Below are 24,148 nucleotides of genomic sequence, written 5' to 3'. Positions count from 1 at the left end.
CGACTGCAACGGAGGTCTAATACATCTGTAAACAAACTCGAGTCGGATTGAAGTCCGACCCATTATAAAAAATGTATAAGGCAACCCCATTTGAGGGTCCCTCTGTAAAGAATAATAAATGGAGATTAGCTCGATGAATCAATTCCGTAAAACATTGCTTGGCCTGAGTACTGCTGTTTGCATTATGGGCATGACTGCAGCAGCACAGGCTGACACGCTTAAAATTGGCCTGGCTGGCCCTGCAACAGGTCCTGTTGCACAGTATGGCGACATGCAAAAGATCGGCGTAATGGCCGCGATCGAAGATATCAATAAAGCCGGTGGTGTTAACGGCATGATGTTGGAAGGCGTTATCTATGACGACGCTTGCGATCCTAAGCAGGCTGTTGCCGTAGCAAACAAAATCGTTAACGACGGTATTTTCCACGTAGTTGGTCACCTGTGCTCCTCTTCGACTGAGCCAGCTTCTGACATTTACGAAGAGGAAGGCGTACTAATGATTACAGCTGCCTCCACTTCGCCTTCGATCACGGAAAAAGGCCATCAGATGCTGTTCCGTACCATCGGACTGGATAGTCTGCAGGGCAGTATGGCTGCACAATACATCCTGGGTAGCGCTAAACCTGCACGCATCGCCGTTATTCATGACAAACAGCAGTACGGTGAAGGTTTGGCAACAGCAGTACGCGATCAACTGGCTGAGGGTGGCCTGAAAGCGACTATGTTTGAAGGTGTTACCCCTGGTGACAAAGACTTTTCTGCACTTATCGCTAAGTTAAAGAAAGAGAACGTTGATTTTGTTTACTACGGTGGTTATCACCCTGAACTAGGTCTGATTCTACGTCAGTCTGCTGAAAAAGGTTTCGGCGCTCAATTCATGGGGCCTGAAGGTATCGTAAACGCGGACCTGGCTAAAATTGCTGGCGACGCATCTGAAGGTGTTCTGGCGACTGCGCCTAAGAGCTTCGATCAGAATGCTGTTAACCAAGCGCGTGTAGAAGCGATCAAGGCCAAGGGCGAAGACCCAACCGGTCCTTTCGTATTCACCGCTTACGCGGCAGTGGAAGTAATGACTAACGCTATGACTGCGACTAAGTCGACTGATACTGAAAAGCTGGCAGCGTACATCCGTGCTAACGAAGCAGACACTGCAATCGGTAAGATAAAGTACGACGAAAAGGGCGACCTGACTGAGTCTACCTTCTTGGTTTACCGTTTGCATAAAGATGGCTCTAAGTCTCCTGCACAGTAATCCTCAATAATAACAATTGATTAGCACTGCCCGACTCATGAGTCGGGCAAATCTAATCCCGATACCCTAGCGCCGTGATCCGGTGCCGGGGTTTCGTTTTATATGGTCCCTGCAAATGTCAGAATTCTCACTCTATCTGTTGCAACAGCTCATTAACGGGCTGACCATCGGCTCAACCTATGCGCTGATTGCCATCGGCTACACGATGGTTTACGGCATCATCGGTATGATTAACTTCGCCCACGGCGAGATCTATATGATCGGCTCCTACATAACATTTATTGTTATCGCTGGTCTGATGAGCATGGGCATCGTAAGTCTGCCCATTATCCTGATCATTGCACTGGTTGTCGCAATGTTCATGGCCAGCACCTACGGCTGGGCAGTCGAACGGGTCGCGTACCGCCCTCTACGAGGCACCAACCGACTGATCCCCCTGATCTCTGCTATCGGTATGTCGATTTTCCTGCAAAACGCGGTTGGCATATCCCAGGGTTTCCGCGATGTTGCTCTACCACCGATGGTTTCTGGCGGCTGGGCTTTCGGTAATCCAGCCGACTTTGAAGTAACGGTCTCTTATATGCAGGTCATTATCTTCGCAGTTACCTTCGTCACTATGACGTTATTAACCCTATTTATTTCTAAATCCCGCATGGGCCGAGCATGCCGCGCCTGCGCTGAAGATTTGGGCATGACTAACCTGCTGGGTATTAACACCAACAAAGTTATCGCCCTGACCTTTATCATCGGCGCTGCTCTAGCCGCTATCGCGGGCCTTCTGCTGGGCTTGTATTACGGTGTAGTTAATCCGTTTGTTGGCTTCATCGCAGGTTTGAAAGCATTTACTGCTGCTGTACTCGGCGGTATCGGCTCGATTCCTGGCGCAGTATTAGGTGGACTGATACTAGGTGTAACTGAAGCGATGACGGCGGCATTCTTTCCGTCTGAGTATAAAGATGTCGTCGCTTTTGGTCTGTTGATTACTATTCTACTATTCCGCCCTAGTGGACTTCTTGGCAAGCCGGAGATAGAAAAAGTATGACAACTAACAAGTTTTACAACGCTATCTTCGCCGCCGGTATCACCTTAATTCTGGCCTGCCTGATGATCGGGGTTAAGCTGGATACTTCCGGCACCCAATTGGCAGTAAAAGGAGCCACAACAGCGCAATGGACATGGATTGGCGGCGGTATAGCCATCGTCTTCCTGTCACAGCTGTTCACCAATCAGATTGATGCACTGTTCCGCATGATCCCAAAACCTTCAATCAGCACTATGCTGCCTGAAGAGAAAAAAATGGCGACCTTAAAGCCATGGCTGATCGCAGGCGCCATTGTAATCATGGTTATCTGGCCGTTCATGGTGTCCCGGGGTTCGGTTGACCTGGCGACACTGACCCTGATCTATATCATGCTAGGCCTTGGTCTGAACATTGTAGTCGGTCTTGCCGGCTTGCTGGATCTAGGCTTTGTAGCATTCTACGCAGTGGGAGCCTACACCTACGCCCTGCTATCACAATATTTTGGGTTGTCATTCTGGGTTTGCCTGCCGATCTCCGCAGGAATGGCCGCACTGTTCGGTTTCATCCTGGGCTTCCCGGTGTTACGACTACGCGGTGATTACCTGGCAATTGTGACGCTAGGTTTCGGTGAGATTATCCGTATCCTGCTAAATAACTGGACAGAAGTAACCGGAGGCCCAAGCGGTATTTCCGGAATCGCCAAGCCAACGCTGTTCGGTCTGGAATTTACCCGAAAAGCCAAAGGTGGTGAGGACGCAATGACCTTCCACGACTACTTCAATCTGGATTACTCAAGCTCTTATAAGGTTATTTTCCTCTATCTGATCGCTATCTTGCTGGTTTGCATCGTAATTTACGTAATAAACCGCTTGATGCGCATGCCTATAGGACGGGCCTGGGAAGCACTACGAGAAGATGAAATCGCCTGTCGCTCTCTGGGCCTGAATCGTACAGCTATCAAGCTGTCGGCATTTACACTGGGCGCTTCAACGGCTGGCTTTGCCGGTGCATTCTTCTCCGCGCGCCAGGGCTTTATCAGCCCCGAGTCATTCATCTTTATTGAGTCAGCAATCATTTTGGCCATTGTAGTGTTGGGCGGCATGGGCTCGCAGATGGGTATTATTCTGGCAGCTATTGTCATGACTATCCTGCCTGAACTGGCACGTGAATTCTCTGAGTACCGCATGCTGTTATTCGGACTGTTAATGGTACTGATGATGCGCTGGCGGCCTGACGGGCTGATACCGACGAAACGGCCACAGTTGGAGTTGAAACAATGAGTCAGTTACTGCTAGATGTAAACGGTCTCACCATGCGCTTCGGCGGTCTGGTAGCAGTAGACGGCGTAAACCTGAAGGTTAAAAACCGTCAGATCGTTTCTGTTATCGGCCCTAACGGTGCCGGTAAAACCACCGTATTTAACTGTCTGTCCGGATTTTACATCCCGACCGAAGGCAGTGTAATGCTCAAAAATGAGCAGATTGCCGGTCTGAAAGATTACCAGATATCCCGTAAAGGACTGGTACGTACTTTCCAGCACGTACGACTGTTTCAGAAGATGACGGTCATCGAGAATATGCTGGTCGCCCAGCACCGTCACCTCAACACAAATCTTATTTCCGGCCTGTTCAAAACCCCGAATTATCGCCGCCTGGAAAAAGATGCAATGAACCACGCCATACATTGGCTGGAAGAAGTTGATCTGCTGGAATTTGCTAACCGTGAAGCCGGTAATCTTTCATACGGCCAGCAACGCCGCCTGGAGATCGCACGCTGCATGGTAACCCAACCAGAACTACTGATGCTGGATGAACCTGCTGCAGGTCTTAACCCTAATGAGACTAAGGAACTTGATGAGCTGATTATCAAGCTACGTGATGAGCACGAAATCTCTGTGCTGCTGATCGAGCATGATATGAGTCTGGTAATGGGTATTTCTGATCACATCTATGTTATCTCCCAGGGCGCGCCTCTAGCCCAAGGTAATGCAGATGAAATCAAGAACAACCCAGACGTTATCAAAGCCTATCTCGGGGAGGAATAAGATGCTGCAGATTAATAATGTAAACACCCATTACGGCCCTATCCAGGCTTTGCACGACGTTTCAGTTAATATCGACGAGGGTGAGATCGTCACCCTTATCGGTGCTAACGGTGCTGGCAAGACGACCCTGATGATGACGATCTGCGGCGACCCGCAAGCATCATCCGGCACGGTAATCTTCAATGGTGAAGAAATAAACAATCTGAATACACCCGACATCATGCGTAAAGGCCTGGCCATTGTGCCGGAAGGACGTCGTGTATTCAGTGGTATGACCGTTGAAGAGAATCTGTTTATGGGGTCTTACTTCCGCAGTAAGGAAGAAGCCCAGAAAACAGTAAAGCACGTGCTAGAGCTATTTCCTCGGCTGGAAGAGCGCTACAAGCAACGCGCCGGAACGATGTCGGGTGGTGAACAACAGATGCTGGCCATCGGCCGGGCGATGATGAGCAAACCCCGGCTACTACTGCTGGACGAGCCATCTCTGGGCCTGGCACCGATCATTATTCAGCAGATTTTTGACATTATCCAAAAACTGCGCGATGAGGGTGTAACTATCTTCCTGGTAGAGCAAAACGCTAACCAGGCGTTGCGTATCGCCGATCGGGGCTATGTACTGGAAAACGGTCGCGTCATTAAGACCGACACCGGCGCCAACCTACTGACGGACGAATCCGTTAGACAAGCATATTTAGGGGGGTAAATACTGTCTCCGTATAAAGACAAAAAGCCAGTCGAGAGACTGGCTTTCTTATTTTCTGGTAAATATTTCACCTAATACTCCATCCAACTACTGATACACATCAACCCTTTCAGCTATTCCCTCTTATATAACAGTGACTTATATCAATGTTTTTAATCAACTTATATTGTGTTAATATCAGTCGCATATATAAGACATAAAAAGCGCCATCTATGCTATTTATTGTCTATTTTTAAAGACAAATAACTGTTTAAAGATCTGCTGTCCATAAAAGATATCCAGAATACAGTCGAGAGGTAATTCAAATGTCATGTATCTGCCCTCAGTGCAAGGCTCTACTGGAACATCAAAGCATCAGCCTGCATAGAGGCCTGAGCGAAGTAAAACATGTGCATAACAACACGCTGTATATATGCAAAGACTGCAGCTCACACATCGGCCTTATCAGTGTCCCCCACCGCTGGGAACTGCTTGATATAGAAGATAATCAGCAACGCGTCGCCTGACGCTTTAGCCTGTTTCCCATATGTCTGCTGCAGGCAATACAACAGCCTGAGCTGAGCACTGCCATCCTGAAGTAAATTCTGGCACACTGGGCTGAATCTATCCGCAGCGCAGAATCCAAATGAGCCAGCTAGAAACTCTCATTAATACCAGCGACGAAAACCTCCTTACTCTGCTCTCCAGTCTTTGCCAGGGCGCTATAGCCATTGATCAAGAATGTCGAATTGTCTGGCTAAGCCAACAATACCGAGAGTTGATGGAACTGCCTGACAATACTGAATTCATAGGCCAGCTTGTAAACGACATTCTGCCAACCACTCAACTTCCCAGAATCCTCAAGACAGGCCAACCCAGCTTTCTCGACCTTATGCAGATCAATAACCGTTGGTGCGCAGTTACCCGCTTACCGCTTAAAAACCCCGACGGCTCGGTGTTCGGCGCTATCGGCTTTGTCTTCTATGACGATCTGGAAAACCTCCAACCGCTGTTTGATAAGTTTGCTCGACTGAAGAAACAGCTGGTTTCAGAGAACTTGCTGCGAACCAGCAAATATGAACTGGACGACCTTATTGGTAACTCTCCTGCACTGCTTAAAATTAAGCGTCAGGCACTGAGATCCGCACAGCTCGATACAACTATTCTATTATTGGGCGAGACCGGCACAGGCAAAGAATTACTTGCCCAGGGCATCCACAATGCTTCACCCCGAAGCGACGCTCCTTTTGTCGGCATCAATATGGCTGCCCTACCCGAATCTTTGGTGGAAGCCGAGCTATTTGGAACAGCCGCAGGCGCTTATACCGGCGCGAGTAAAAACGGCCGACTGGGTAAAATTCAGCTAGCGGCAGGCGGCACCTTGTTCCTCGATGAGATCGCTGATATCTCAGCGGCTATTCAGGCAAAACTATTACGGGTTATCCAGGAACGGGAAGTTGAAGCACTTGGCTCAAATCGGCTGGAAAAAGTTGATGTCCGGATTATCGCAGCCACTTCCCAAGACCTTAAACAGCTGGTCGATAAAGGGCTATTTAGAGCCGATCTCTACTACCGACTGAATGTATTACCCCTTCAACTTCCAGCCCTGCGAGAAAGAGCAACGGACATACCCGCTCTCAGCAGCTACCTGATGAAAAAAATCGCCCATGAATCAGGCCTGCCGGCACTTAACCTTAGCCAGGACGCCCTGTCCTGGCTGCAACACTATCACTGGCCCGGTAATGTTCGTGAACTTCATAACCGGCTCGAGCGAGCCTGTGTTATGGCTGAACAAGAGCTTATCTCAGCAGAAGACCTAGGCGCCGATGACCTGAATACCGGCCCTCCCGTTAATGTCTTTTCAGATTTTAATCAGATTAAGCATCACGCTGAGGCAGAAGCCCTTCAACAGGCACTTACGCAGTGCCAGCACAATAAAACTAAAGCGGCCAGACTGTTGGGTATTTCACGAGCAACTTTGTACAACCGGATTAAACGTCTAAATATGTAAATCGAATTAGACATATAAAAACATTATGTCTATAAATTTAGACACTGTGTATTTTTATATCTGCCTATTAACAACATAACCTTATGATTTAATAACACTTATTAGTATTGGCTCAGTGATTGCTAAACAATACATATATTAAAAAAATAAAAATCACAGGACTACTCCATGTCTAAGCTACTGAGTGCAGAGCAGGTCGCCCAACTTATCCCCGATAACGCCACTATCGCTACCGGCGGTTTTATCGGTATCGGCTTTGCCGAAGCGATAGCCAAAGCGATCGAACAACGTTTTTTATCCAGCCAACAACCCAAACAGCTCGCCTTGGTTTACGCTGCCGGCCAGGGAGACGCCAAAACTCGAGGTTTGAACCATTTTGCCCATGAAGGCATGGTACGAAAAGTAATCGGGGGACACTGGGGATTAGCACCAGGGCTGGGAAAACTAGCCACCGACAATCTAATAGAAGCTTACAACTTACCTCAGGGCGTCATCTGCCATCTATTCAGGGATATCGCCGCAGGTAAGCCTGGTACCCTAACCAAAGTCGGCCTGCATACCTTTGTCGACCCTCGTCAGGGTGGAGGCAAAATAAACAGCCGAACGCTCACCGATCAGGTAGAACTCCTGACATTACAGGGCGAAGAGTATCTATTTTACAAAGCCTTTCCCATCGATATAGCTTTGCTCCGGGGCACTACCGCTGATGCAGATGGAAATATCTCTATGGAGCGCGAGGCACTTCCCCTTGATGTGTTAGCTATAGCCCAGGCTACCCACAACAGTGGTGGAAAAGTCATTGTTCAGGTAGAACGCACCACCGACAAGCATCAACTGACACCTGACCGGGTAAAAATCCCCGGAATTTTGGTAGACCACGTTGTCATTGCCGAACCACAAGACCATCCTCAAACCTTTGCTGAACAATTCAACCCCGCCTATTGTGGCGACGTTATTGCCCCATTAGAACAGCAACCAGAAGCCCTTTCAGCCCGTAAAATCATTGGCCGTAGAGCTTTGATGGAGCTGCGAAAAGGATCAGTAGTTAACCTGGGTATCGGCATGCCTGAAATGGTTTCTGCTGTGGCCGCCGAGGAAAAGATACTCAATGACTTTACCCTGACCGTAGAGCCTGGAGGTATTGGCGGACAACCTGCCAGCGGCCTGAGTTTTGGCGCAGTCAGTAATGCCGCCGCCATCATAGACCAACCTGCTCAGTTTGATTTTTACGATGGCGGCGGGCTGGACCAAGCCTTCCTCGGGTTAGCCGAAACTTGCCCCGAAGGCCATGTTAACGTCAGTCGTTTTGGCAGCAAACTTGCAGGGGCCGGTGGTTTTATTAATATTACCCAGAACACTCAGGAGCTGTATTTTCTCGGCACCTTTACCTCCGGATCGCAACAGATTGAGATAAACAACGGCGAACTGAACGTAGTCAGAAACGGATCCGTTAAGAAGTTTCTTAAGCAGGTACAGCAGATCACATTCAACGGCCAATACGCGGTAAAACAGGGCCAGAAGGTCACCTTTATCACTGAACGTGCTGTCTTCACCCTCACAGCTAAAGGACTCAAGCTGATAGAAGTGGCACCCGGCATCGATCTGCAAAAAGATATTCTCGATCAGATGGATTTCACACCATTGATCGACGACAACCTGACACCAATGGATCCTAGACTTTTTAAAGAGGGCCCGATGAACCTGCTACATAGCGGCAGTCATCCCGCCGGGCATATGCGTAAAGTCTGGGCACAACTCATTCATAGCCTGAATGAACAAAGAGATAGCCTGGAAGGTTGTATCGCTAGCTGAACCATAGCTTTTACCCCGTCGATGGTTAATACTTGAGTTTTCACCTATGAAGCCAAGGGATATTCTATGAAGATGCTGACACTGGTAAGGCACGCCAAATCCAGCTGGAATAACCCTGAACTGTCTGATTTTGATCGACCCCTGAACAAAAGAGGCAAGAGAGACCTCCCCCTAATGGCTGCCAGGCTGGCCAACATGAATATTCAGCCAGACCTCATACTCAGTAGTGGTGCTCGCAGAGCAATCACTACAGCCGAGCAAATTGCCCTGGAGCAAGACTACTCAATCGACAAGATTATTGAGATACCCGAGCTCTATCATGCTCGATCTGAAACCCTTATTAATCTACTACAGGGCCAGTCAGATCATTATCGTAGCTTGTTAGTCGTTGGACACAGCCCAACGCTTGAAATGGCCAGCTTTTATCTGACACAGGAGCTTATTCCAAAGTTTCCCACCAGCGGCGTCATTCAGCTTGCCCTAAGCGTCACCAACTGGGAAGAGATCTCGGAATCCTGCGGTACGCTGGAACGACTGGATTACCCCAAGTTACATAATTGATGACCAGCCTGGTGAAGTAACATATAAAGCAAAAGTGATACACTAGCACCATTATCTGTTACCCATCGGAATATCCGCTGTGAGCCTCTATCTCGACACGTTACTATTCACTAGCAATATAGTCGCACCTATCTTTTTCATCTCTCTGCTTGGCTACCTGTTGATGCGATTGCAGGTTATCGATCAGAATTTCGTCGCTACAGCCTCCAAATTGGTTTTCACCATTACATTGCCTGCTTTGGTTTTCATGAGCATCTCCAGAATGGATTTCCAGGCAGTATTTAACCCAACTTTACTCACCTACTTTGTGATCAGTACTCTGCTCAGTTTCTCGCTGCTCTGGCAGATTAGTAAACGTTTTATTCACAAGCCTGAAGATCTCGGCGTGTTTATTCAGGGAGCCTTTCGTGGCAACTATGGGATTATCGGGTTGGCTGTTAGTTTTAATATGTTTGGCGACAGTGGGCTTGCTCAAGCTTCACTTTTGCTGGCTTGTGTTATCCCCCTGTACAACACCCTGTCAGTCCTCGCGCTTTCGCTACCAATGCAGAAGCAGAACGGACTAAACCTCACTCAACCTCTGATTGAGATCGCCCGAAATCCGCTAATCATAGCGGTATTACTGGCGCTCCCCTTTTCCTATTTCGATTGGGGCTTACCTACAGCTATTGATAAAATCGGCAACTATTTCGCTAATCTGACACTACCTCTTGCTTTGCTTGCCGTAGGAGCATCCCTGAACCTGAGAAGCTTGAGAGACACCTCTGGAGAGTCCAGCTGGGCCACTCTTATTAAACTGATCCTTATGCCCCTGATATTGACCAGTGGCGCCTGGATAAGCGGCATAAGAGGCCAGGAGCTGGGCATCCTGTTCATCCTGTTCGGTTGCCCTACTGCAGCGGCCAGCTTTATTATGGCAAAAGCGATGAAAGGTAATGCACAACTGGCTGCCAATATTATTCTGACCACTACCATCGGCTCTATCGTCACACTGAGTAGCGGAATCTACCTGCTACGACTCTGGAATTTGGCTTAGGGAAGAGTAAGATAAGCAGTATCTTATATACAAGGTAGCGCTATGTTACTTGAATTTTTTGACCATCTTTTGAGCCTGTTTCTCGACACCGCAGTTTGGCTGCTATTCGGTCTTGTTCTGGCAGCTGTGCTGAAAGGCTGGATTCCAACCACACTGGTGGAGAAATGGCTTAGCGGTACCGGCACTGGTTCGGTTATCCGGGCAGCACTCATCGGCGCACCGCTACCCCTCTGCTCTTGCGGAGTACTTCCCACAGCAATAGCCCTGCGACGTTCAGGCGCATCAAAACCCGCAACAGTATCTTTCCTGGTTGCCACACCGGAAACCGGGGTTGATTCAATCTCGGTAACCTATGCCCTACTGGGGCCTGTTATGGCTATCATCCGACCCATATCGGCCATTATCAGCGCGGTGGTCAGCGGTATTATGATTTTACTGTTCGACAGCAACGAAAATAACAGAGATTTTTCTACAAAAGCGGTAGCTGACAAAAAAGAGACTAGCTGCTGCAGCGAGAAGAAGGAAAATGAAAAGGTTAGTAGCTGTTGTAGTGAAACTGAAGAACCCGTTACTAGCTGCTGTAGCAAAACTGAAGCAACAGAATCCAACTGCTACGCTGAACAGAGCGAGACACCGAAGCCATCTGGTATTTTAGCCGGACTACAGTTTGCCATCGTAGATATCCTCGATGACATTTCCAAATGGCTCAGCATCGGCTTGATACTCGCCGCTGTGGTTGCCACATTGGTTGAGCCTGCCAGCCTGAGTCAGTGGGGCAGCGGCCTGACCGCTATGCTACTCATGCTAGTTGTTGGCCTACCGCTCTATATCTGCGCAACAGCCTCCACACCCCTGGCTGCCGCACTACTGGCCGCCGGCATGTCTCCAGGCGCAATTCTGGTCTTTCTGCTGGTAGGTCCCGCCACTAACATCGCCTCCATAGGCATTCTCAGCCGTGAGCTTGGTATCCGCGCCGTCGTTATCTACCTTCTTGGCATTAGTGTCTGCGCGGTTTTACTGGGATTGGCGACTGATGCCATTCTAAGCGATCAAATGATATCAGTCGGCACTGCGATGGCTCATCACGATTCTGGTGGCTTTATGATCATTAAATGGGTTGCAGCGATTATCCTGTTTGTCCTGGCAGTAAAGCCTCTACGCCAGTTTATCTGGAAAGATACAACGACTGCCTGCGCATGAGCTTCTTTGATAAGCGCAATCTGAAAAAACTACAACTAGCGATCATTGAAGCGGATCTAATCACACTAAAAAAGCAGTTTAGTAAGCTGGACGCCAAGTTAATAAACGAACATCTATTCGATTTCGATAGTCAAAACCTCAACGCCGCCGAACTCGCTATCAGATCCGGCCAGCCCAAATCACTACAACACTTACTTCAAGCCGGCTGCGGCTTAAGCGCCAGTCAGACCGAGCCTTTGTTATATCAGGCGCTGCAACATCCATTAAAAAGTTTACAGCTAATGACGATATTACTTCAGGCTGGCGCACCTTTAACCTATCCCGACATGACCCCTGATCACACGCTCTTTGCCTGCTTCCAGTTTTGCTCTGATACCAGTCTGATGCTTCACCTCAGCAGACTGAATGAAAATGGAGCCGACCTCAACCACTGCGATAAGCAAGGCAATAGTTCGCTGATACTGGCAATGCAGATGGAAAACAGAGCGTTGGTGCAGATGCTGATAAATAGTGGCGCAGCGTTATCAGAAAAGCTGGAGACGGAGGGATGCAGTAAAGAGATCATCGACTACGCCAAGCGGCTCGCCGATGATCTGGCAATCAGACAGATGATGTTAAGCTAACAACTTATTTCTTAACTGCAGCAACCACAGAGACTTCGACCAGCAACTCTGGACGCGCCATCCGCGCTTCAACACAAGCTCTTGCCGGTGCATGTCCTGCGGGCACCCAGTTGTCCCAAACTTCATTCATACCCGCAAAATCTTTCATATCACGGATATACAGCGTCGCAGAAAGGATATGCTCACGATCACTACCCGCTTGTTCTAAAAACGCATCCACTTTTTCCAGCATGGTAGCGGTTTGTTCTTTAATCCCAGCGGACGCATCTTTTGCCACCTGACCACAGAGGTAAACGGTATCGTTATGGATCACGATCCGACTCATCCGCTGGCCAATCTCCAGTCGTTCAATTGTCATCTGTATTCACCCTTAATCCTAAAAAAACACTAGTGTAAAAATCAATAATTGTAGTAGATCAGCCATTAGACACCAGCCTAATGCTCCTGAATTGAGAAGCATTAGCGGCATAAAGAGATGTTGTCAGGGTAATAGCAGAAAATATCGCTATCTCAGAGCGTCTTCTCATATGAGAAGCAAAGGAGTGACTCAGAGTCGGGGAATCTCTATGGCAGGGCAGCGATCCATCACCACCTGAAGCCCGGCCGCCTGAGCCTTTTCAGCAGCAGGTTCATTAATAACCCCCAGCTGCATCCATATCGACTTCGCATTCACGGCAATCGCTTCGTCAACCACATCTCCCGCTTCTGCAGAGCTACGGAAAATATCCACCATATCAATAGGTTCTTTTATATCGGCCAGAGAGGAAACCACCACCCGTCCATGAATCTGCTCACCCACTTTAAAGGGGTTTACCGGAATCACGTTATAGCCTTTAGCTAACAGGAAATGCATCACCTGATTACTGGCACGGTGAGACTTAGGGCTGGCACCTACCATCGCTATCGTTTTACTTTTTTCTAGAATCTGACGAATGACTTCCATTGAATCTGGCTCCTTTTAATTATTTTTATTCCCACAGCAAGGACACTCAGGGTCTCGCCGTAGTTTTAGGGTTCGCCAATCCATATGACGCCCATCCAGAAGTAACAATTTTCCGACCAGAGGATGACCAACATCCGCCAGTACTTTTAATGCTTCCATCGCCTGCACTGAACCGATAATACCGACCAGTGGCGCAATCACTCCACTTTCAGAGCAGGTTAAATTTTCATCATCACCTTCACGATACAAACAGCGATAACAGGGGGCATCTTCACGTCGCGGATCAAAGACCGCTACCTGGCCATCAAAGCGAATAGCAGCACCTGAAACTAACGGTGTCTTATACTTCACACAAGCGTCATTAATCGCAAAACGGGTAGTAAAGTTGTCACTACAATCGACGACGAGATCAACTTCAGCAACCTGTTTTGCCAACGCCACGCCATTCAAGCGGTTATTAATGGCCACCACATCCGTATCTGGATTCAGCTCTATAAGCGCCGTTTTCGCTGAATCCACCTTAGACTGACCGATAGTTGAGGTACGGTGTACAATCTGCCGCTGCAGATTAGTCAGCTCGACCTTATCATCATCCACCAGCACCAACCGGCCCACTCCAGCCGCCGCAAGATACATCGCTACAGGGCTGCCAAGACCACCTAATCCAATCACTAGAACCGACGCCTTTAACCAGGCCTCCTGCCCTGCAATATCAACCTCAGGCAACATAATCTGACGGCTATAACGCAGCAGCTGCTCATCATTCAACATTCTGTTTATTCTCTTCTTTCCAAATCGCCCAGGTTATACGGTCATTGCCGCCATAATCCTGAGCTGAATCTATGTCGCTGTAACTCAATTCAGCCAGCAACTGCTGTACCGCCGCGGTCTGATCATAACCGTGTTCAAATAACAGTTTGCCACCTTCCATCAGAAAACGCCTGGCTTGCGTGGCGATCTGGCGTATATCCGCCAGGCCTTTATCCGCCGCCACCAGAGCACTCACCGGCTCAAATCGCAGATCTCCCCGTTCCAGATGAGGATCCAGAGGATCAATATAGGGCGGATTACTAACGATCATCTCAAACAGCCCGCCCACCGGTTCAAACCAACTGCCCTGTAGCACTTCCACATTATCCAACCCGAGCCGCTGACGATTTTGCTCGGCCAATGCTGCCGCCTCTGCAACCCGGTCAACAGCAACCAGTTGCCAGGCCGGGCATTCTGAAGCCAGCGCCAGTGCGATAGCACCGGTACCTGTTCCCAGGTCTAATACTCTGGCTACAGAATGGGGAATTAGTTCAAGGGCTTTTTCAACCAGACATTCGGTATCTGGACGGGGAATAAGCGTGGTGGGATTAACATCCAGATCTAAGGTCCAAAAACCACGACTACCGGTCAGGTGAGCAATAGGCTCGCCCTGCTGACGACGCTGAATAAAAGACTTAAACTTATGCTGTTGAGCCGCTGTCAGCAGATAGTCACGATGAAGAAACAGGAAAGTACGATTTTTCTCAAGGATATGGCAGAGTAGCAGCTCAACATCCAGTTCAGGACTGTCACTGCTCCCCGTTAGTTGGCCCGCAACTGCCAACGCATCAGATATGTTCATTTGCAGAGCGATCAACTGTCCTCAGACAGAGCACCCAACTGCTCAGCCTGGTATTCGTTAACTAATGGATCGACCACAGACCCTAACGCACCTTCCATCACCTCCTGAAGCTTATACAGCGTAAGATTGATGCGATGATCTGTAATACGTCCCTGAGGATAGTTATATGTCCTGATACGCTCTGAACGGTCACCACTGCCCACCAGGGATTTACGGGTACTGGCCTGAGTCGCCGCATGGCGTTCCTGCTCCGCAGCCTGAAGACGGGACGCTAGCAGAGACATCGCTTTTGCGCGGTTCTTGTGTTGCGAACGCTCTTCCTGACACTCAACCACCACACCGGTAGGGATATGAGTAAGACGGATAGCGGAGTCAGTTTTGTTAACGTGCTGACCACCGGCGCCGGAGGCTCTGAATGTATCAACCCGCAGGTCGGCCTTATTGATCTCAATATCGCTGACCTCATCCATCTCAGGCATCACTGCCACGGTACAGGCTGAGGTATGAACACGTCCCTGAGATTCAGTTTCAGGCACCCGCTGCACCCGATGGGCACCAGACTCAAATTTCAATCGGGAATAAACATCCTTGCCTACTATGCGCGAGATGACCTCTTTATAACCACCGTGATCACCTTCGTTGGCACTGATAATCTCCAGCTTCCAACCCTGATTTTCAGCATAACGGCTATACATCCGCAGCAGGTCGCCAGAGAAAATTGCCGCCTCATCACCACCGGTACCCGCACGCACTTCCACAAAGACGTTGCGGGAATCATTAGGGTCCTTCGGCAGTAACAGAACTTGCAGTTCCTGCGCCAGAGTTTCAATACTCTCCTTCGCCCCGGTAAATTCCTCTTTCGCCATCTCCCGCATATCAGGGTCTGAATCTTCCAGCATCAACTTGGCTTCTTCCAGATCATTTTGAGCTGTCAGATAAGATTGAAAGCACTTAACGACCGGCTCTAATTCAGAGTATTCCATTGAGTAAGCACGAAACTTATTCTGATCATTGATTACCGTCGCATCGCCCAGCAATGCTGCCAGCTCTTCATATCGATCGGCCAGAATTTCCAGTTTCAGAGCTATAGATTCTTTCATCGCTAATCAGTCTTCTTTTACATTATGAGACAGCTGGTGCAGATCCTGCGCCATCTCGAGATAGTCGTCACGCCCCTCAGCACTGGCTTTTCTCAGCTGTACTGTGGGGCTGTGGAGAAATTTATTGGTCAGGCCGCGAGCCAGATTATTTAACACCTCATCCGCTGACTTACCGTTACTCAGCTGACGCAACGCTTTTTCAAGCTCAGCATCACGCAGCTGTTCTGTTTGCTGACGCAGCGCCATCACAGTTTCTACCGCACCCAGCGCCCGAAGCTGACGCATAAAATCAACGGCACCAACTTCCACCAGCGTTTCAGCTTCCATAGCAGCGGTTTCACGACTGCGAACGTTTTCCTCGATAACCTCTTTCAGGTCATCGACGGTATAAAGATATACGTCATCCAGATCGGAGACTTCCGGCTCAATATCCCGGGGAACGGCGATATCCACCATAAAGACAGGCCGGTGTTTACGCTTTTTCAAGGCAGACTCTACCGCACCCTTGCCTAGAATCGGCAGTTGACTGGCGGTAGATGAGATAACAATATCAGCATCTTCCAACGCTTCAGGAATATCACCCAGCATTATTGCCCGGGCATTAAACTCATCGGCCAGCGCTTCTGCACGCACCAGCGTCCGGTTCGCTACCGTCATCTGCTGCACCCCGGCTTCAGATAGATGCCGCGCCACAAGCTCAATGGTTTCACCCGCGCCGATCAGTAATGCTTTACTTTGACTTAAATCGGAAAAAATATGCTGCGCCAGACTAACAGAGGCGTAAGCAACAGAAACCGGGTTTTCTCCGATAGCAGTGTCAGTGCGTACTTTCTTCGCCACTGCAAAGGTCTGCTGGAACAACCGTGCCAATTCAGCCCCGACAACGCCTGCATCCTGAGAGACCGCATAACAGGACTTCAGCTGCCCCAGAATCTGAGGTTCACCTAACACCAATGAATCAAGCCCGCTGGCGACCCGCATCATATGCTGGGCTGCATCCTGATTCCAATGTGCATAACTACAGCCTTGCAGCTCATCAGGGTCGAGACGATGGTAACTACCCAGCCACTCCAGCAATGCCCGGGTACCTTCCAACTCAGTCGAGCAATAAAGCTCAGTACGGTTACAGGTAGAAAGAATCGCCACCTCTTTCAGGTGAGCAAGTTCGCAGGCTTGTGCCAACGCCTCGGCCATCTGCTCCGGCGCGAAAGCAACTTTCTCCCGAACGGATACCGAAGCGGTCTTGTGATTAATACCTAACGCGAGCAAAGCCATATAGGAAAACGACACCCAGATTTAAAATAGCGCGTAATAATACACTTTATTAAGGGAAAGGTTAAAAAACCAAGGCCGGATCAGATCAATTTTTTACTATTTACACCCAGATATGACAACAGCCCCGAGATTCATCTATAGTGGAGCTTCCATCTATTTGCGACAGATAAGATCAGCTCAATGAAAGCACCTAATCTCGTAACGACTATCGCGACAACACTTTTAGCCACTTTGTTAAGCATCAGCGGATGTACCAGCCAACTTAACAAAGCAGCCACTACAGCAGCTGAAGCACAGCTGCCAAAAGTAGAATATGTGCCTGGCGAACTTAACCGGGAAACCCTCTATGACCTGGTTGTAGCGGAAATAGCTGGCCAACGAAAAGCCTTTGACCTATCTCTGGAAAATTACCTCCACCAGGCTCAACTAACAGGTGATCCGGCAATCGCCAAACGGGCGACCTATATCGCTCAATATTTACACCAACCTGACCAGACGTTGCTGGCCAGCACACTTTGGCAACAGGCTGAGCCTGAAAATCCGGAGCCCTACCAGATAGCCGCCAGCCTTCTGCTACGCAAAGGCGAATTCGCTACCGCATTGCCTCTACTTAGAAAGGCTCTCAGCCATTCTAACCCGCAAACTCTGATGGTCATCAGCGCCCAGACAAAGCAATTCAGCTCCGAAGAGGCTGAGGCCTATATTCACCTGCTGGAGGAGTTCGCTGCCGATGAAACAGATGCAACCTTACTTACAACGTTAGGCCTGCTGTACAAACAGCAAGGAAATAACGAACTAGCATTAAAGCGCTTTGATGCCGCCATCCAGGCAGAACCTGAGCACCTTGAAGCGATCATTCAAAAAGCAGAACTTCTACGAACTCAGAACAAGTTCAGACAAGCTATCGTGATTCTTGAATCACAAATGGAAAAAAACAAACCTGATCAGCAGCTCTATACGCTATACGTTCAACTACTGTTCCAGTCAAAGCAGATAAAAAAAGGCAGCGAACAGGCACAACTGCTGGTCGACAGCTTTTCGAATGAGCCACAACTAAGCTTTTATGTTGCTCTACTCCTATTGGAAAACGAGCAGACCGAGCAAAGCCGCAAGATAATGAAAGACCTGCTTATTCGCTATCCGGACAACACCACCCCTCACTACTATCTGGGCTTGGTTGAACAACAGGAAGGCAATACTGAACTGGCACTCGATCACTTTCTTAAAGTACGGGACAATAACAATTTGTTGCCGGCTTACCGACGAATAGCAACCTTGCTGGACCACCCCAGTGACCGCCTTCGCCTACAAGAAATAATTCAGCAGGCCCGCAACAGCATTCCTGAAATAAGCATTCAGCTTTATGTTATGGAAGCCGAGTGGTTGAATCTAAACGATTATAAAGGCACAGCTCTCAGTGTTCTCGACGAAGCCTTGCAGCAACACCAGGATGACGTTAGCCTGCTGTACACGAGGGCAATGATACTTGAGCCTCAGGATATTCAACTGATAGAACGCGATCTTCGCCGAGTCCTTGAACTGGAACCAGATAACAGCATGGCGCTCAACGCACTGGGCTACACCCTATCACTCTATACCGATCGCTTTGATGAAGCATTTGAGCTGATAACAGCAGCATTCAAACTCAAACCGAATGACCCTGCTATTCTCGACAGCATGGGATGGATTTTACTGAAACAAGGTAAAGCAGCAGAAGCGGTCAACTTTCTTCAACAAGCTTACGACCAGTTTCCCGATCCAGAAGTAAGCGCTCACCTTATCCAGGCTTACCAGGCATCAGGGCAATTACAGAGAGCTCAAAAACTTTTACATCAAGAACTTCTCAAACACCCTGGTAATGATTTTCTGATGGATGCGGCGACATCCATCGATAAGCCATAGGAATAAACCTTGAAGATTCGTGCACTTATTTTATCTATGGCATTACTGCTGGCGGGCTGCTCCGGTCTGACACAAAAACAGGATGCTGCAGTCCCGGCGCACTCATGGGATGAACTGCGACAAGCGTTACTCACCGCAGACAGTTGGCAGCTCAAAGGGAAGATTGGCATACGCACTCCCAGCGAAAACCAAAGCGCCAGCCTCTATTGGCTACAACAACAACAGCACTATCAGATCGAGCTCACAGGCCCACTGGGGCAAGGCGGCGCCCGAATCGACGGTAATGGCGAAGGAATTACGATTAATATAGCCGGTGAAGACCCCCTCTGGGCAGCATCGCCTGAGTTACTGATGGAACAAACTCTTGGCTGGCAATTCCCGGTTCACCAGCTGCTGTACTGGGTCCGTGGCATTCCAGCACCCGGACAGCCATTCGAACTAAGTTTGAACCAACAAAGGCCGCAGAAAATAATCCAGAACAACTGGGAAATCAATTACTTACGATTCAGTAACCAACAGGGCTATTCCCTACCGGAAAAGCTCACTATCAGCCAGAATGACCTGCGCCTGACTATCATTGCAAAAGAGTGGCAGATCCAACTCTGAAATTGACGCTTTTCAGCGGCATTCGTTTGACTTTAACGGTTCGTTCCGGGAAAATGTGCGCCTCTTTTACCGGGCAATGACCGGAATTAAGAGTTACTGGGGTATAGCCAAGCGGTAAGGCAACGGGTTTTGATCTCGTCATGCGGAGGTTCAAATCCTCCTACCCCAGCCATCTTAAAACCCTGCTTTCATAGCATCAGGCTAAAGAGAATGGCCGGGCAGCAGTACCTGACCCTTTTTATGAGGTTTAAGTAAAGTGCGAGCCCCGTCAAAATTATGAAAGAATCTCAATTAAACGACTGTAGATCCGAGAAGGTAGACATTGTGCCTAAAATGATGGTCTTCACTGGCAATGCAAATCGCCAGCTGGCTGAAAAAGTAGTAGAACGCCTAGATATTCCAATGGGCGAAGCCACCGTAACAAAATTCAGCGATGGCGAGATCAGCGTTGAGATTCATGAGAACGCACGAGGTAAGGATGTCTTTATCATCCAGCCGACTTGCGCTCCCACTAATGACAACCTGATGGAACTGATTGTGATGGCTGACGCTCTGCGTCGAGGCTCTGCCAGCCGAATCACTGCTGTAATCCCTTATTACGGCTACGCCCGTCAGGATCGTCGTCCGCGTTCTGCTAGGGTTGCGATCAGCGCCAAAGTAGTCGCTGACATGCTGGCAGGTGTAGGTATCGACCGGGTATTGACCGTCGATCTACACGCTGATCAGATCCAGGGATTCTTCGATATCCCTGTAGATAACGTATACGGCTCTCCGGTTCTGCTGGATGAGATTGCCCGTCAGAGCTATGACAACCCTATTGTTGTCTCTCCTGATGTTGGTGGTGTAGTTCGCGCCAGAGCTGTTGCAAAACAACTGGGTTGCGATCTGGCTATCATCGACAAGCGTCGTGAAAAAGCCAATGAAGCTCAGGTAATGAACCTGATCGGTGATGTACAAGGTCGTACCTGTATTCTGGTAGACGACATGTGTGACACCGCCGGCACGCTATGTAAAGCAGCGGGAGCCCTGAAGGCTAACGGCGCCGAGAAAGTTGTTGCTTACGCTACCCACGCAGTGCTGTCAGGCGCAGCGATCAGCAACATTACCGGCTCAGAACTAGACGAACTGGTTGTAACAGATACTATCCCGCTCAGCGAAGCTGCTGCGAGTTGCCGTCAGATCCGCCAGCTAACGCTGGCACCGATGCTGGCAGAAGCGGTACGCCGCGTCTGCAACGAAGAATCTATCAGCGCAATGTTCCGCTAAGCCTTTGGGCATAGCTGACAGCTGATATAGATCCCACATAGGGATAATGCGCCCACAAGGGCTTACTCAACAACTGCAAAGACCTGGTCGCAAGGTGTTTGCAGTTTTGTTTTTACTATAGGTATTAAAATGAGCAACTTTGTATTGAATGCACTACCACGTACAGACGAAGGGAAAGGTGCGAGCCGCCGCCTTCGTCACTCTGGATATGTTCCAGCTGTAGTTTACGGTGGAGACAAGCGTAAGAAGCCTGTATCTATCTCTCTGGAAAACCGCGTACTGGTTAAGCAGACTGAAGATTCTTCTTTCTACTCCTCTATTCTGACTCTGGAATTAGAAGGTAAGGAAGAGCAAGTAATCATCAAAGATCTGCAGCGCCACCCATCTAAAAGCAACATCATGCACATCGATTTCCTGCGTATCACTAAATCTGCGCCTATCGAAATCGTCGTACCGCTGAACTTTGTTAACTTTGACAAGTCTCCAGCTGGCAAAGCATCAGGTAAATTTACTATCCAGCAGAACACCACTAAGGTTCGCTGCCTGGCTGATAAACTACCAGAAGCTCTTGAAGTAGATATGTCTGCTATCGATATGGACACGGTTATTCACCTGTCTGACGTAACTCTGCCAGCAGGCGTAGAGATCGTACAGCTGCGTCGCGGTGCTGACCGTGATCAGAGTATCGCACAGGCTTACACTCCACGCGGCAGTGTAGCTGCAGAGTAATTCTGCTAACAGAAGACAGGTTCCGGCATGCAAGACCAGATACAGCTGATCGTTGGCTTGGGTAATCCCGGCCAGAAGTACGACCAGACCCGTCATAATGCCGGAGCCGACTTTGTCGGGCAGCTTGCTGCCCGACACCTTACCCCACTCAAGCCTGAATCAAAGTTTCACGGCCTGTATGGAAAAATCAGCCTGAACGGCTCTCCTGTTCACCTGCTGATCCCTACTACCTTCATGAATCTCAGTGGCCAGGCTGTTGCCTCACTGGCTAACTTTTACAAGATTCCTGCTGAATCCATCCTTGTCGCCCACGATGAACTGGACTTACCCCCCGGTGTTGCCCGCTTTAAATTAGGTGGCGGACACGGCGGCCATAACGGTTTACGCGACATGATCAGCAAAATGGGCAACAACAAGAATTTCTATCGCTTGCGCATTGGCATCGGACATCCGGGCAGCGCAAGCCAAGTCAGTGGTTTCGTCCTTAAAAAAGCCCCAGTTTCCGAATTCAAAATGACTGAAGCGGCCTGTGACGAAGCGATGCAAGTGCTAGAACAAGCCACCAGTGGCGACTGGCACAAAGCGATGACGACCTTACACACTTTTAAAGCTGAATAACTGACGACAGGATAACTGGCATGGGTTTCAAATGCGGCATCGTTGGCTTGCCAAACGTAGGTAAATCTACCCTTTTCAACGCCCTGACCAAAGCAGGTATCGGTGCTGAAAACTTCCCATTTTGTACAATTGAACCCAATGCGGGCGTTGTACCAATGCCTGATCCCCGTCTTGACGCGCTGGCTGCAATTGTTAAGCCTAAGCGGGTACTGGCCACCACGATGGAATTCGTGGACATTGCAGGTCTGGTTGCCGGAGCTTCTAAAGGCGAAGGCCTGGGCAACAAGTTTCTCGCCAATATTCGCGAAACCGATGCCATCGCGCACGTAGTACGCTGTTTCGAAGATGAGAATGTTATCCATGTGGCGAATAAGATCGACCCCATGGATGATATTGAAATCATCAACACTGAACTGGCGCTGGCTGACCTTGAATCAGTTGAAAAACAGCTAAATAAAGTGGCTCGTATCGCTAATAGCGGTGACAAAGCCGCCATTAAGTCCAAGGCAATTCTGGAAAAAGTGCTGGCGCAATTGGAACAGGGCAATCCGGTTCGCTCTCTGGAACTCGATGATGATGAACTGGCTGAAATATCACAGTTTCACCTATTAACCATCAAACCTACCATGTATATCGCGAACGTTTCCGAAGACGGTTTCGAAAACAACCCCCATCTGGACAAAGTAAAAACACTCGCCGCGAAAGAAGGCGCCGAGATTGTTGCCATCTGTAATATGATGGAAGCTGAGATTTCAGAACTGGAAGATGATGAAAAAATGGAATTCCTTCAGGAGATGGGCATGGAAGAGCCCGGCCTTGATCGGGTAATCCGTGCTGGCTATAACCTGCTGGGACTTCACACCTACTTTACTGCCGGTGTTCAGGAAGTTCGCGCCTGGACTGTCAAAGAAGGTGCTACCGCACCAGAGGGCGCCGGAGTTATCCACACCGACTTCCAAAAGGGCTTTATCCGCGCAGAAGTAACCAGCTACAACGACTTCATCCAGTTCAAAGGAGAATCCGGCGCGAAAGAAGCTGGAAAATGGCGACTCGAAGGAAAAGACTACGTTCTGAAAGATGGTGATGTTGTCCACTTCCGCTTTAACGTTTAAGAAATAGATCGCCGTTAATCCTGATCTGCTAACCATCAGATCTGTACAAAAAACAGCCATTCGGGAATGATTCCGGATGGCTTTTTTTTTAGCCACCGAATAGCCATGGAAATGGTCTGTTTTTTCCCTCTAATCGGTTGACATGGTTAGCAAAAAAGAGAATAATTCGCGGCCTTGATAAGTGCTAAGGCAATATAGCTCAGCTGGTTAGAGCATCGCATTCATAATGCGAGGGTCGCAGGTTCGAGTCCCGCTATTGCCACCATTTCATTTATCAAGACTGTTGGGGTATAGCCAAGCGGTAAGGCAACGGGTTTTGATCTCGTCACGCGGAGGTTCGAATCCTCCTACCCCAGCCATCTTTTAAAGCGATTGAAGATTCAGAGGCTTAATCTCCTCATGATCTACCCAAAGGCTTTAAAGATAGGTTGGTAACAACCAGATTTTGTATATCAGTTCTTTATTCACTGCTATATAGAATGGCAATATAGCTCAGCTGGTTAGAGCATCGCATTCATAATGCGAGGGTCGCAGGTTCGAGTCCCGCTATTGCCACCATTTTTAAGATAGACATTGTTGGGGTATAGCCAAGCGGTAAGGCAACGGGTTTTGATCTCGTCACGCGGAGGTTCGAATCCTCCTACCCCAGCCATCTTTCCAAGATTCACCCTCTTAGTATTAATTTACTCTGCATTACACCCAACTTGTTCAGTTAATAAGTGAGACGTTGCTCGTTGCTCGTT

At 48.9% G+C, this 24,148-nt stretch carries 24 protein-coding genes and 5 tRNA genes; 22 read left to right on the top strand and 7 right to left on the bottom strand.

Annotation, left to right across the window (positions count from 1 at the left end; translation table 11 throughout):
- The first annotated feature begins 133 nt into the window (after positions 1-133).
- From QZZ54_RS07810 to QZZ54_RS07790, 5 genes are all read left to right on the top strand, one after another.
- Positions 134-1,252 carry a high-affinity branched-chain amino acid ABC transporter substrate-binding protein gene (locus QZZ54_RS07810; protein ID WP_290701180.1) on the top strand — a complete coding sequence of 373 codons (1,119 nt, stop codon included), beginning with the start codon at positions 134-136 and terminating at the stop codon, positions 1,250-1,252.
- Positions 1,253-1,367: 115 nt separating this feature from the next.
- Entirely contained in the window at positions 1,368-2,294 is a 927-nt protein-coding gene (livH, locus tag QZZ54_RS07805) for a high-affinity branched-chain amino acid ABC transporter permease LivH (protein ID WP_290701177.1), read from the top strand.
- Positions 2,291-3,553 (top strand): high-affinity branched-chain amino acid ABC transporter permease LivM, encoded by a 1,263-nt coding sequence (locus QZZ54_RS07800; RefSeq protein WP_290701174.1) that lies wholly within the window; start codon positions 2,291-2,293, stop codon positions 3,551-3,553. The genes livH and QZZ54_RS07800 overlap by 4 nt, the downstream gene beginning before the upstream one ends.
- A complete protein-coding gene (gene livG, locus QZZ54_RS07795) occupies positions 3,550-4,317 on the top strand; it encodes a high-affinity branched-chain amino acid ABC transporter ATP-binding protein LivG (protein ID WP_290701170.1) in 768 nt (255 codons plus the stop codon). The genes QZZ54_RS07800 and livG overlap by 4 nt, the downstream gene beginning before the upstream one ends.
- Position 4,318: 1 nt before the next feature.
- Complete coding sequence (locus tag QZZ54_RS07790; protein WP_290701167.1) at positions 4,319-5,020, top strand: ATP-binding cassette domain-containing protein; 702 nt, start codon at positions 4,319-4,321, stop codon at positions 5,018-5,020.
- A 428-nt stretch (positions 5,021-5,448) separates the two neighbouring features.
- Here QZZ54_RS07790 and QZZ54_RS07785 read toward each other — a convergent pair whose 3' ends face one another.
- Positions 5,449-5,613: a hypothetical protein gene (locus QZZ54_RS07785; protein WP_290701164.1), complete on the bottom strand. Its 165-nt coding sequence runs from the start codon at positions 5,611-5,613 to the stop codon at positions 5,449-5,451.
- Positions 5,614-5,645: 32 nt separating this feature from the next.
- Between QZZ54_RS07785 and QZZ54_RS07780 the strand changes: the two genes are divergently transcribed.
- From QZZ54_RS07780 to QZZ54_RS07755, 6 genes are all read left to right on the top strand, one after another.
- A complete protein-coding gene (locus QZZ54_RS07780; RefSeq protein ID WP_290701161.1) occupies positions 5,646-7,010 on the top strand; it encodes a sigma 54-interacting transcriptional regulator in 1,365 nt (454 codons plus the stop codon).
- Between the two features lie 168 nt (positions 7,011-7,178).
- Entirely contained in the window at positions 7,179-8,822 is a 1,644-nt protein-coding gene (locus tag QZZ54_RS07775) for an acyl CoA:acetate/3-ketoacid CoA transferase (RefSeq protein WP_290701158.1), read from the top strand.
- A gap of 66 nt (positions 8,823-8,888) precedes the next feature.
- Positions 8,889-9,383, top strand: coding sequence for a histidine phosphatase family protein (locus tag QZZ54_RS07770; RefSeq protein ID WP_290701156.1), 495 nt, complete (start codon positions 8,889-8,891; stop codon positions 9,381-9,383).
- A 79-nt stretch (positions 9,384-9,462) separates the two neighbouring features.
- Positions 9,463-10,419 carry an AEC family transporter gene (locus tag QZZ54_RS07765; RefSeq protein ID WP_290701155.1) on the top strand — a complete coding sequence of 319 codons (957 nt, stop codon included), beginning with the start codon at positions 9,463-9,465 and terminating at the stop codon, positions 10,417-10,419.
- 42 nt (positions 10,420-10,461) lie between these two features.
- Positions 10,462-11,619: an SO_0444 family Cu/Zn efflux transporter gene (locus tag QZZ54_RS07760; RefSeq protein WP_290701153.1), complete on the top strand. Its 1,158-nt coding sequence runs from the start codon at positions 10,462-10,464 to the stop codon at positions 11,617-11,619.
- Positions 11,616-12,242, top strand: coding sequence for an ankyrin repeat domain-containing protein (locus tag QZZ54_RS07755; RefSeq protein WP_290701152.1), 627 nt, complete (start codon positions 11,616-11,618; stop codon positions 12,240-12,242). Before QZZ54_RS07760 ends, QZZ54_RS07755 begins: the two co-directional genes overlap by 4 nt.
- A 4-nt stretch (positions 12,243-12,246) precedes the next feature.
- On the opposite strand, the gene QZZ54_RS07750 is transcribed toward QZZ54_RS07755, so the two are convergent.
- The 6 genes from QZZ54_RS07750 to hemA all read right to left on the bottom strand — a co-directional run bounded on the left by QZZ54_RS07750 (position 12,247) and on the right by hemA (position 17,172).
- Complete coding sequence (locus QZZ54_RS07750; protein ID WP_290701150.1) at positions 12,247-12,600, bottom strand: RidA family protein; 354 nt, start codon at positions 12,598-12,600, stop codon at positions 12,247-12,249.
- 189 nt (positions 12,601-12,789) lie between these two features.
- Entirely contained in the window at positions 12,790-13,185 is a 396-nt protein-coding gene (locus tag QZZ54_RS07745) for a CoA-binding protein (protein ID WP_290701147.1), read from the bottom strand.
- A 15-nt stretch (positions 13,186-13,200) separates the two neighbouring features.
- Entirely contained in the window at positions 13,201-13,956 is a 756-nt protein-coding gene (locus tag QZZ54_RS07740) for a molybdopterin-synthase adenylyltransferase MoeB (protein ID WP_290701145.1), read from the bottom strand.
- Positions 13,946-14,797: a peptide chain release factor N(5)-glutamine methyltransferase gene (gene prmC, locus QZZ54_RS07735; protein WP_290701143.1), complete on the bottom strand. Its 852-nt coding sequence runs from the start codon at positions 14,795-14,797 to the stop codon at positions 13,946-13,948. Before prmC ends, QZZ54_RS07740 begins: the two co-directional genes overlap by 11 nt.
- An 11-nt stretch (positions 14,798-14,808) precedes the next feature.
- On the bottom strand, positions 14,809-15,897 hold the full coding sequence (gene prfA, locus QZZ54_RS07730) for a peptide chain release factor 1 (RefSeq protein WP_290701140.1): 1,089 nt from the start codon (positions 15,895-15,897) through the stop codon (positions 14,809-14,811).
- Positions 15,898-15,903: 6 nt separating this feature from the next.
- Positions 15,904-17,172, bottom strand: coding sequence for a glutamyl-tRNA reductase (gene hemA / locus QZZ54_RS07725; RefSeq protein ID WP_290701138.1), 1,269 nt, complete (start codon positions 17,170-17,172; stop codon positions 15,904-15,906).
- Positions 17,173-17,352: 180 nt separating this feature from the next.
- On the opposite strand from hemA, the gene QZZ54_RS07720 reads away from it, so the two are divergent.
- The 11 genes from QZZ54_RS07720 (at position 17,353) to QZZ54_RS07670 (ending at position 24,057) form a co-directional block, all read left to right on the top strand.
- Entirely contained in the window at positions 17,353-19,074 is a 1,722-nt protein-coding gene (locus QZZ54_RS07720; protein ID WP_290701135.1) for a tetratricopeptide repeat protein, read from the top strand.
- Positions 19,075-19,083: 9 nt separating this feature from the next.
- Positions 19,084-19,680 (top strand): lipoprotein insertase outer membrane protein LolB, encoded by a 597-nt coding sequence (gene lolB, locus QZZ54_RS07715; protein ID WP_290701132.1) that lies wholly within the window; start codon positions 19,084-19,086, stop codon positions 19,678-19,680.
- A gap of 97 nt (positions 19,681-19,777) precedes the next feature.
- Positions 19,778-19,852: transfer RNA gene (locus QZZ54_RS07710), tRNA-Gln, on the top strand.
- Positions 19,853-20,004: 152 nt separating this feature from the next.
- Complete coding sequence (locus QZZ54_RS07705) at positions 20,005-20,946, top strand: ribose-phosphate pyrophosphokinase (RefSeq protein WP_290701129.1); 942 nt, start codon at positions 20,005-20,007, stop codon at positions 20,944-20,946.
- Between the two features lie 129 nt (positions 20,947-21,075).
- Entirely contained in the window at positions 21,076-21,675 is a 600-nt protein-coding gene (locus tag QZZ54_RS07700; RefSeq protein WP_290701126.1) for a 50S ribosomal protein L25/general stress protein Ctc, read from the top strand.
- A gap of 27 nt (positions 21,676-21,702) precedes the next feature.
- Positions 21,703-22,293 (top strand): aminoacyl-tRNA hydrolase, encoded by a 591-nt coding sequence (pth, locus tag QZZ54_RS07695; protein ID WP_290701124.1) that lies wholly within the window; start codon positions 21,703-21,705, stop codon positions 22,291-22,293.
- A 20-nt stretch (positions 22,294-22,313) separates the two neighbouring features.
- Positions 22,314-23,405 (top strand): redox-regulated ATPase YchF, encoded by a 1,092-nt coding sequence (gene ychF / locus QZZ54_RS07690; RefSeq protein ID WP_290701122.1) that lies wholly within the window; start codon positions 22,314-22,316, stop codon positions 23,403-23,405.
- 188 nt (positions 23,406-23,593) lie between these two features.
- Positions 23,594-23,670: transfer RNA gene (locus tag QZZ54_RS07685), tRNA-Met, on the top strand.
- 19 nt (positions 23,671-23,689) lie between these two features.
- Positions 23,690-23,764 (top strand) — tRNA-Gln (locus tag QZZ54_RS07680).
- 122 nt (positions 23,765-23,886) lie between these two features.
- Positions 23,887-23,963, top strand: a tRNA-Met gene (locus tag QZZ54_RS07675).
- A gap of 19 nt (positions 23,964-23,982) precedes the next feature.
- Positions 23,983-24,057 (top strand) — tRNA-Gln (locus tag QZZ54_RS07670).
- Positions 24,058-24,148: the final 91 nt, after the last annotated feature.

This window comes from Amphritea sp. (genome assembly GCF_016744155.1).
Lineage (GTDB): Bacteria > Pseudomonadota > Gammaproteobacteria > Pseudomonadales > Balneatricaceae > Amphritea.
Note: the sequence above shows the minus strand (reverse complement) of the source record. Positions and strands in the feature narration are given on the sequence as shown.

Excerpts from the sequence above, each read along its gene's own strand:
- QZZ54_RS07810 (WP_290701180.1), top strand. The coding sequence starts at position 134 with ATGAATCAATTCCGTAAAACATTGCTTGGCCTGAGTACTGCTGTTTGC.
- livH (WP_290701177.1), top strand. The coding sequence starts at position 1,368 with ATGTCAGAATTCTCACTCTATCTGTTGCAACAGCTCATTAACGGGCTG.
- QZZ54_RS07800 (WP_290701174.1), top strand. The coding sequence starts at position 2,291 with ATGACAACTAACAAGTTTTACAACGCTATCTTCGCCGCCGGTATCACC.
- livG (WP_290701170.1), top strand. The coding sequence starts at position 3,550 with ATGAGTCAGTTACTGCTAGATGTAAACGGTCTCACCATGCGCTTCGGC.
- QZZ54_RS07790 (WP_290701167.1), top strand. The coding sequence starts at position 4,319 with ATGCTGCAGATTAATAATGTAAACACCCATTACGGCCCTATCCAGGCT.
- QZZ54_RS07780 (WP_290701161.1), top strand. The coding sequence starts at position 5,646 with ATGAGCCAGCTAGAAACTCTCATTAATACCAGCGACGAAAACCTCCTT.
- QZZ54_RS07775 (WP_290701158.1), top strand. The coding sequence starts at position 7,179 with ATGTCTAAGCTACTGAGTGCAGAGCAGGTCGCCCAACTTATCCCCGAT.
- QZZ54_RS07770 (WP_290701156.1), top strand. The coding sequence starts at position 8,889 with ATGAAGATGCTGACACTGGTAAGGCACGCCAAATCCAGCTGGAATAAC.
- QZZ54_RS07760 (WP_290701153.1), top strand. The coding sequence starts at position 10,462 with ATGTTACTTGAATTTTTTGACCATCTTTTGAGCCTGTTTCTCGACACC.
- QZZ54_RS07755 (WP_290701152.1), top strand. The coding sequence starts at position 11,616 with ATGAGCTTCTTTGATAAGCGCAATCTGAAAAAACTACAACTAGCGATC.
- QZZ54_RS07750 (WP_290701150.1), bottom strand. The coding sequence starts at position 12,600 with ATGACAATTGAACGACTGGAGATTGGCCAGCGGATGAGTCGGATCGTG.
- QZZ54_RS07745 (WP_290701147.1), bottom strand. The coding sequence starts at position 13,185 with ATGGAAGTCATTCGTCAGATTCTAGAAAAAAGTAAAACGATAGCGATG.
- QZZ54_RS07740 (WP_290701145.1), bottom strand. The coding sequence starts at position 13,956 with ATGTTGAATGATGAGCAGCTGCTGCGTTATAGCCGTCAGATTATGTTG.
- prmC (WP_290701143.1), bottom strand. The coding sequence starts at position 14,797 with ATGAACATATCTGATGCGTTGGCAGTTGCGGGCCAACTAACGGGGAGC.
- prfA (WP_290701140.1), bottom strand. The coding sequence starts at position 15,897 with ATGAAAGAATCTATAGCTCTGAAACTGGAAATTCTGGCCGATCGATAT.
- hemA (WP_290701138.1), bottom strand. The coding sequence starts at position 17,172 with ATGGCTTTGCTCGCGTTAGGTATTAATCACAAGACCGCTTCGGTATCC.
- QZZ54_RS07720 (WP_290701135.1), top strand. The coding sequence starts at position 17,353 with ATGAAAGCACCTAATCTCGTAACGACTATCGCGACAACACTTTTAGCC.
- QZZ54_RS07700 (WP_290701126.1), top strand. The coding sequence starts at position 21,076 with ATGAGCAACTTTGTATTGAATGCACTACCACGTACAGACGAAGGGAAA.
- pth (WP_290701124.1), top strand. The coding sequence starts at position 21,703 with ATGCAAGACCAGATACAGCTGATCGTTGGCTTGGGTAATCCCGGCCAG.
- ychF (WP_290701122.1), top strand. The coding sequence starts at position 22,314 with ATGGGTTTCAAATGCGGCATCGTTGGCTTGCCAAACGTAGGTAAATCT.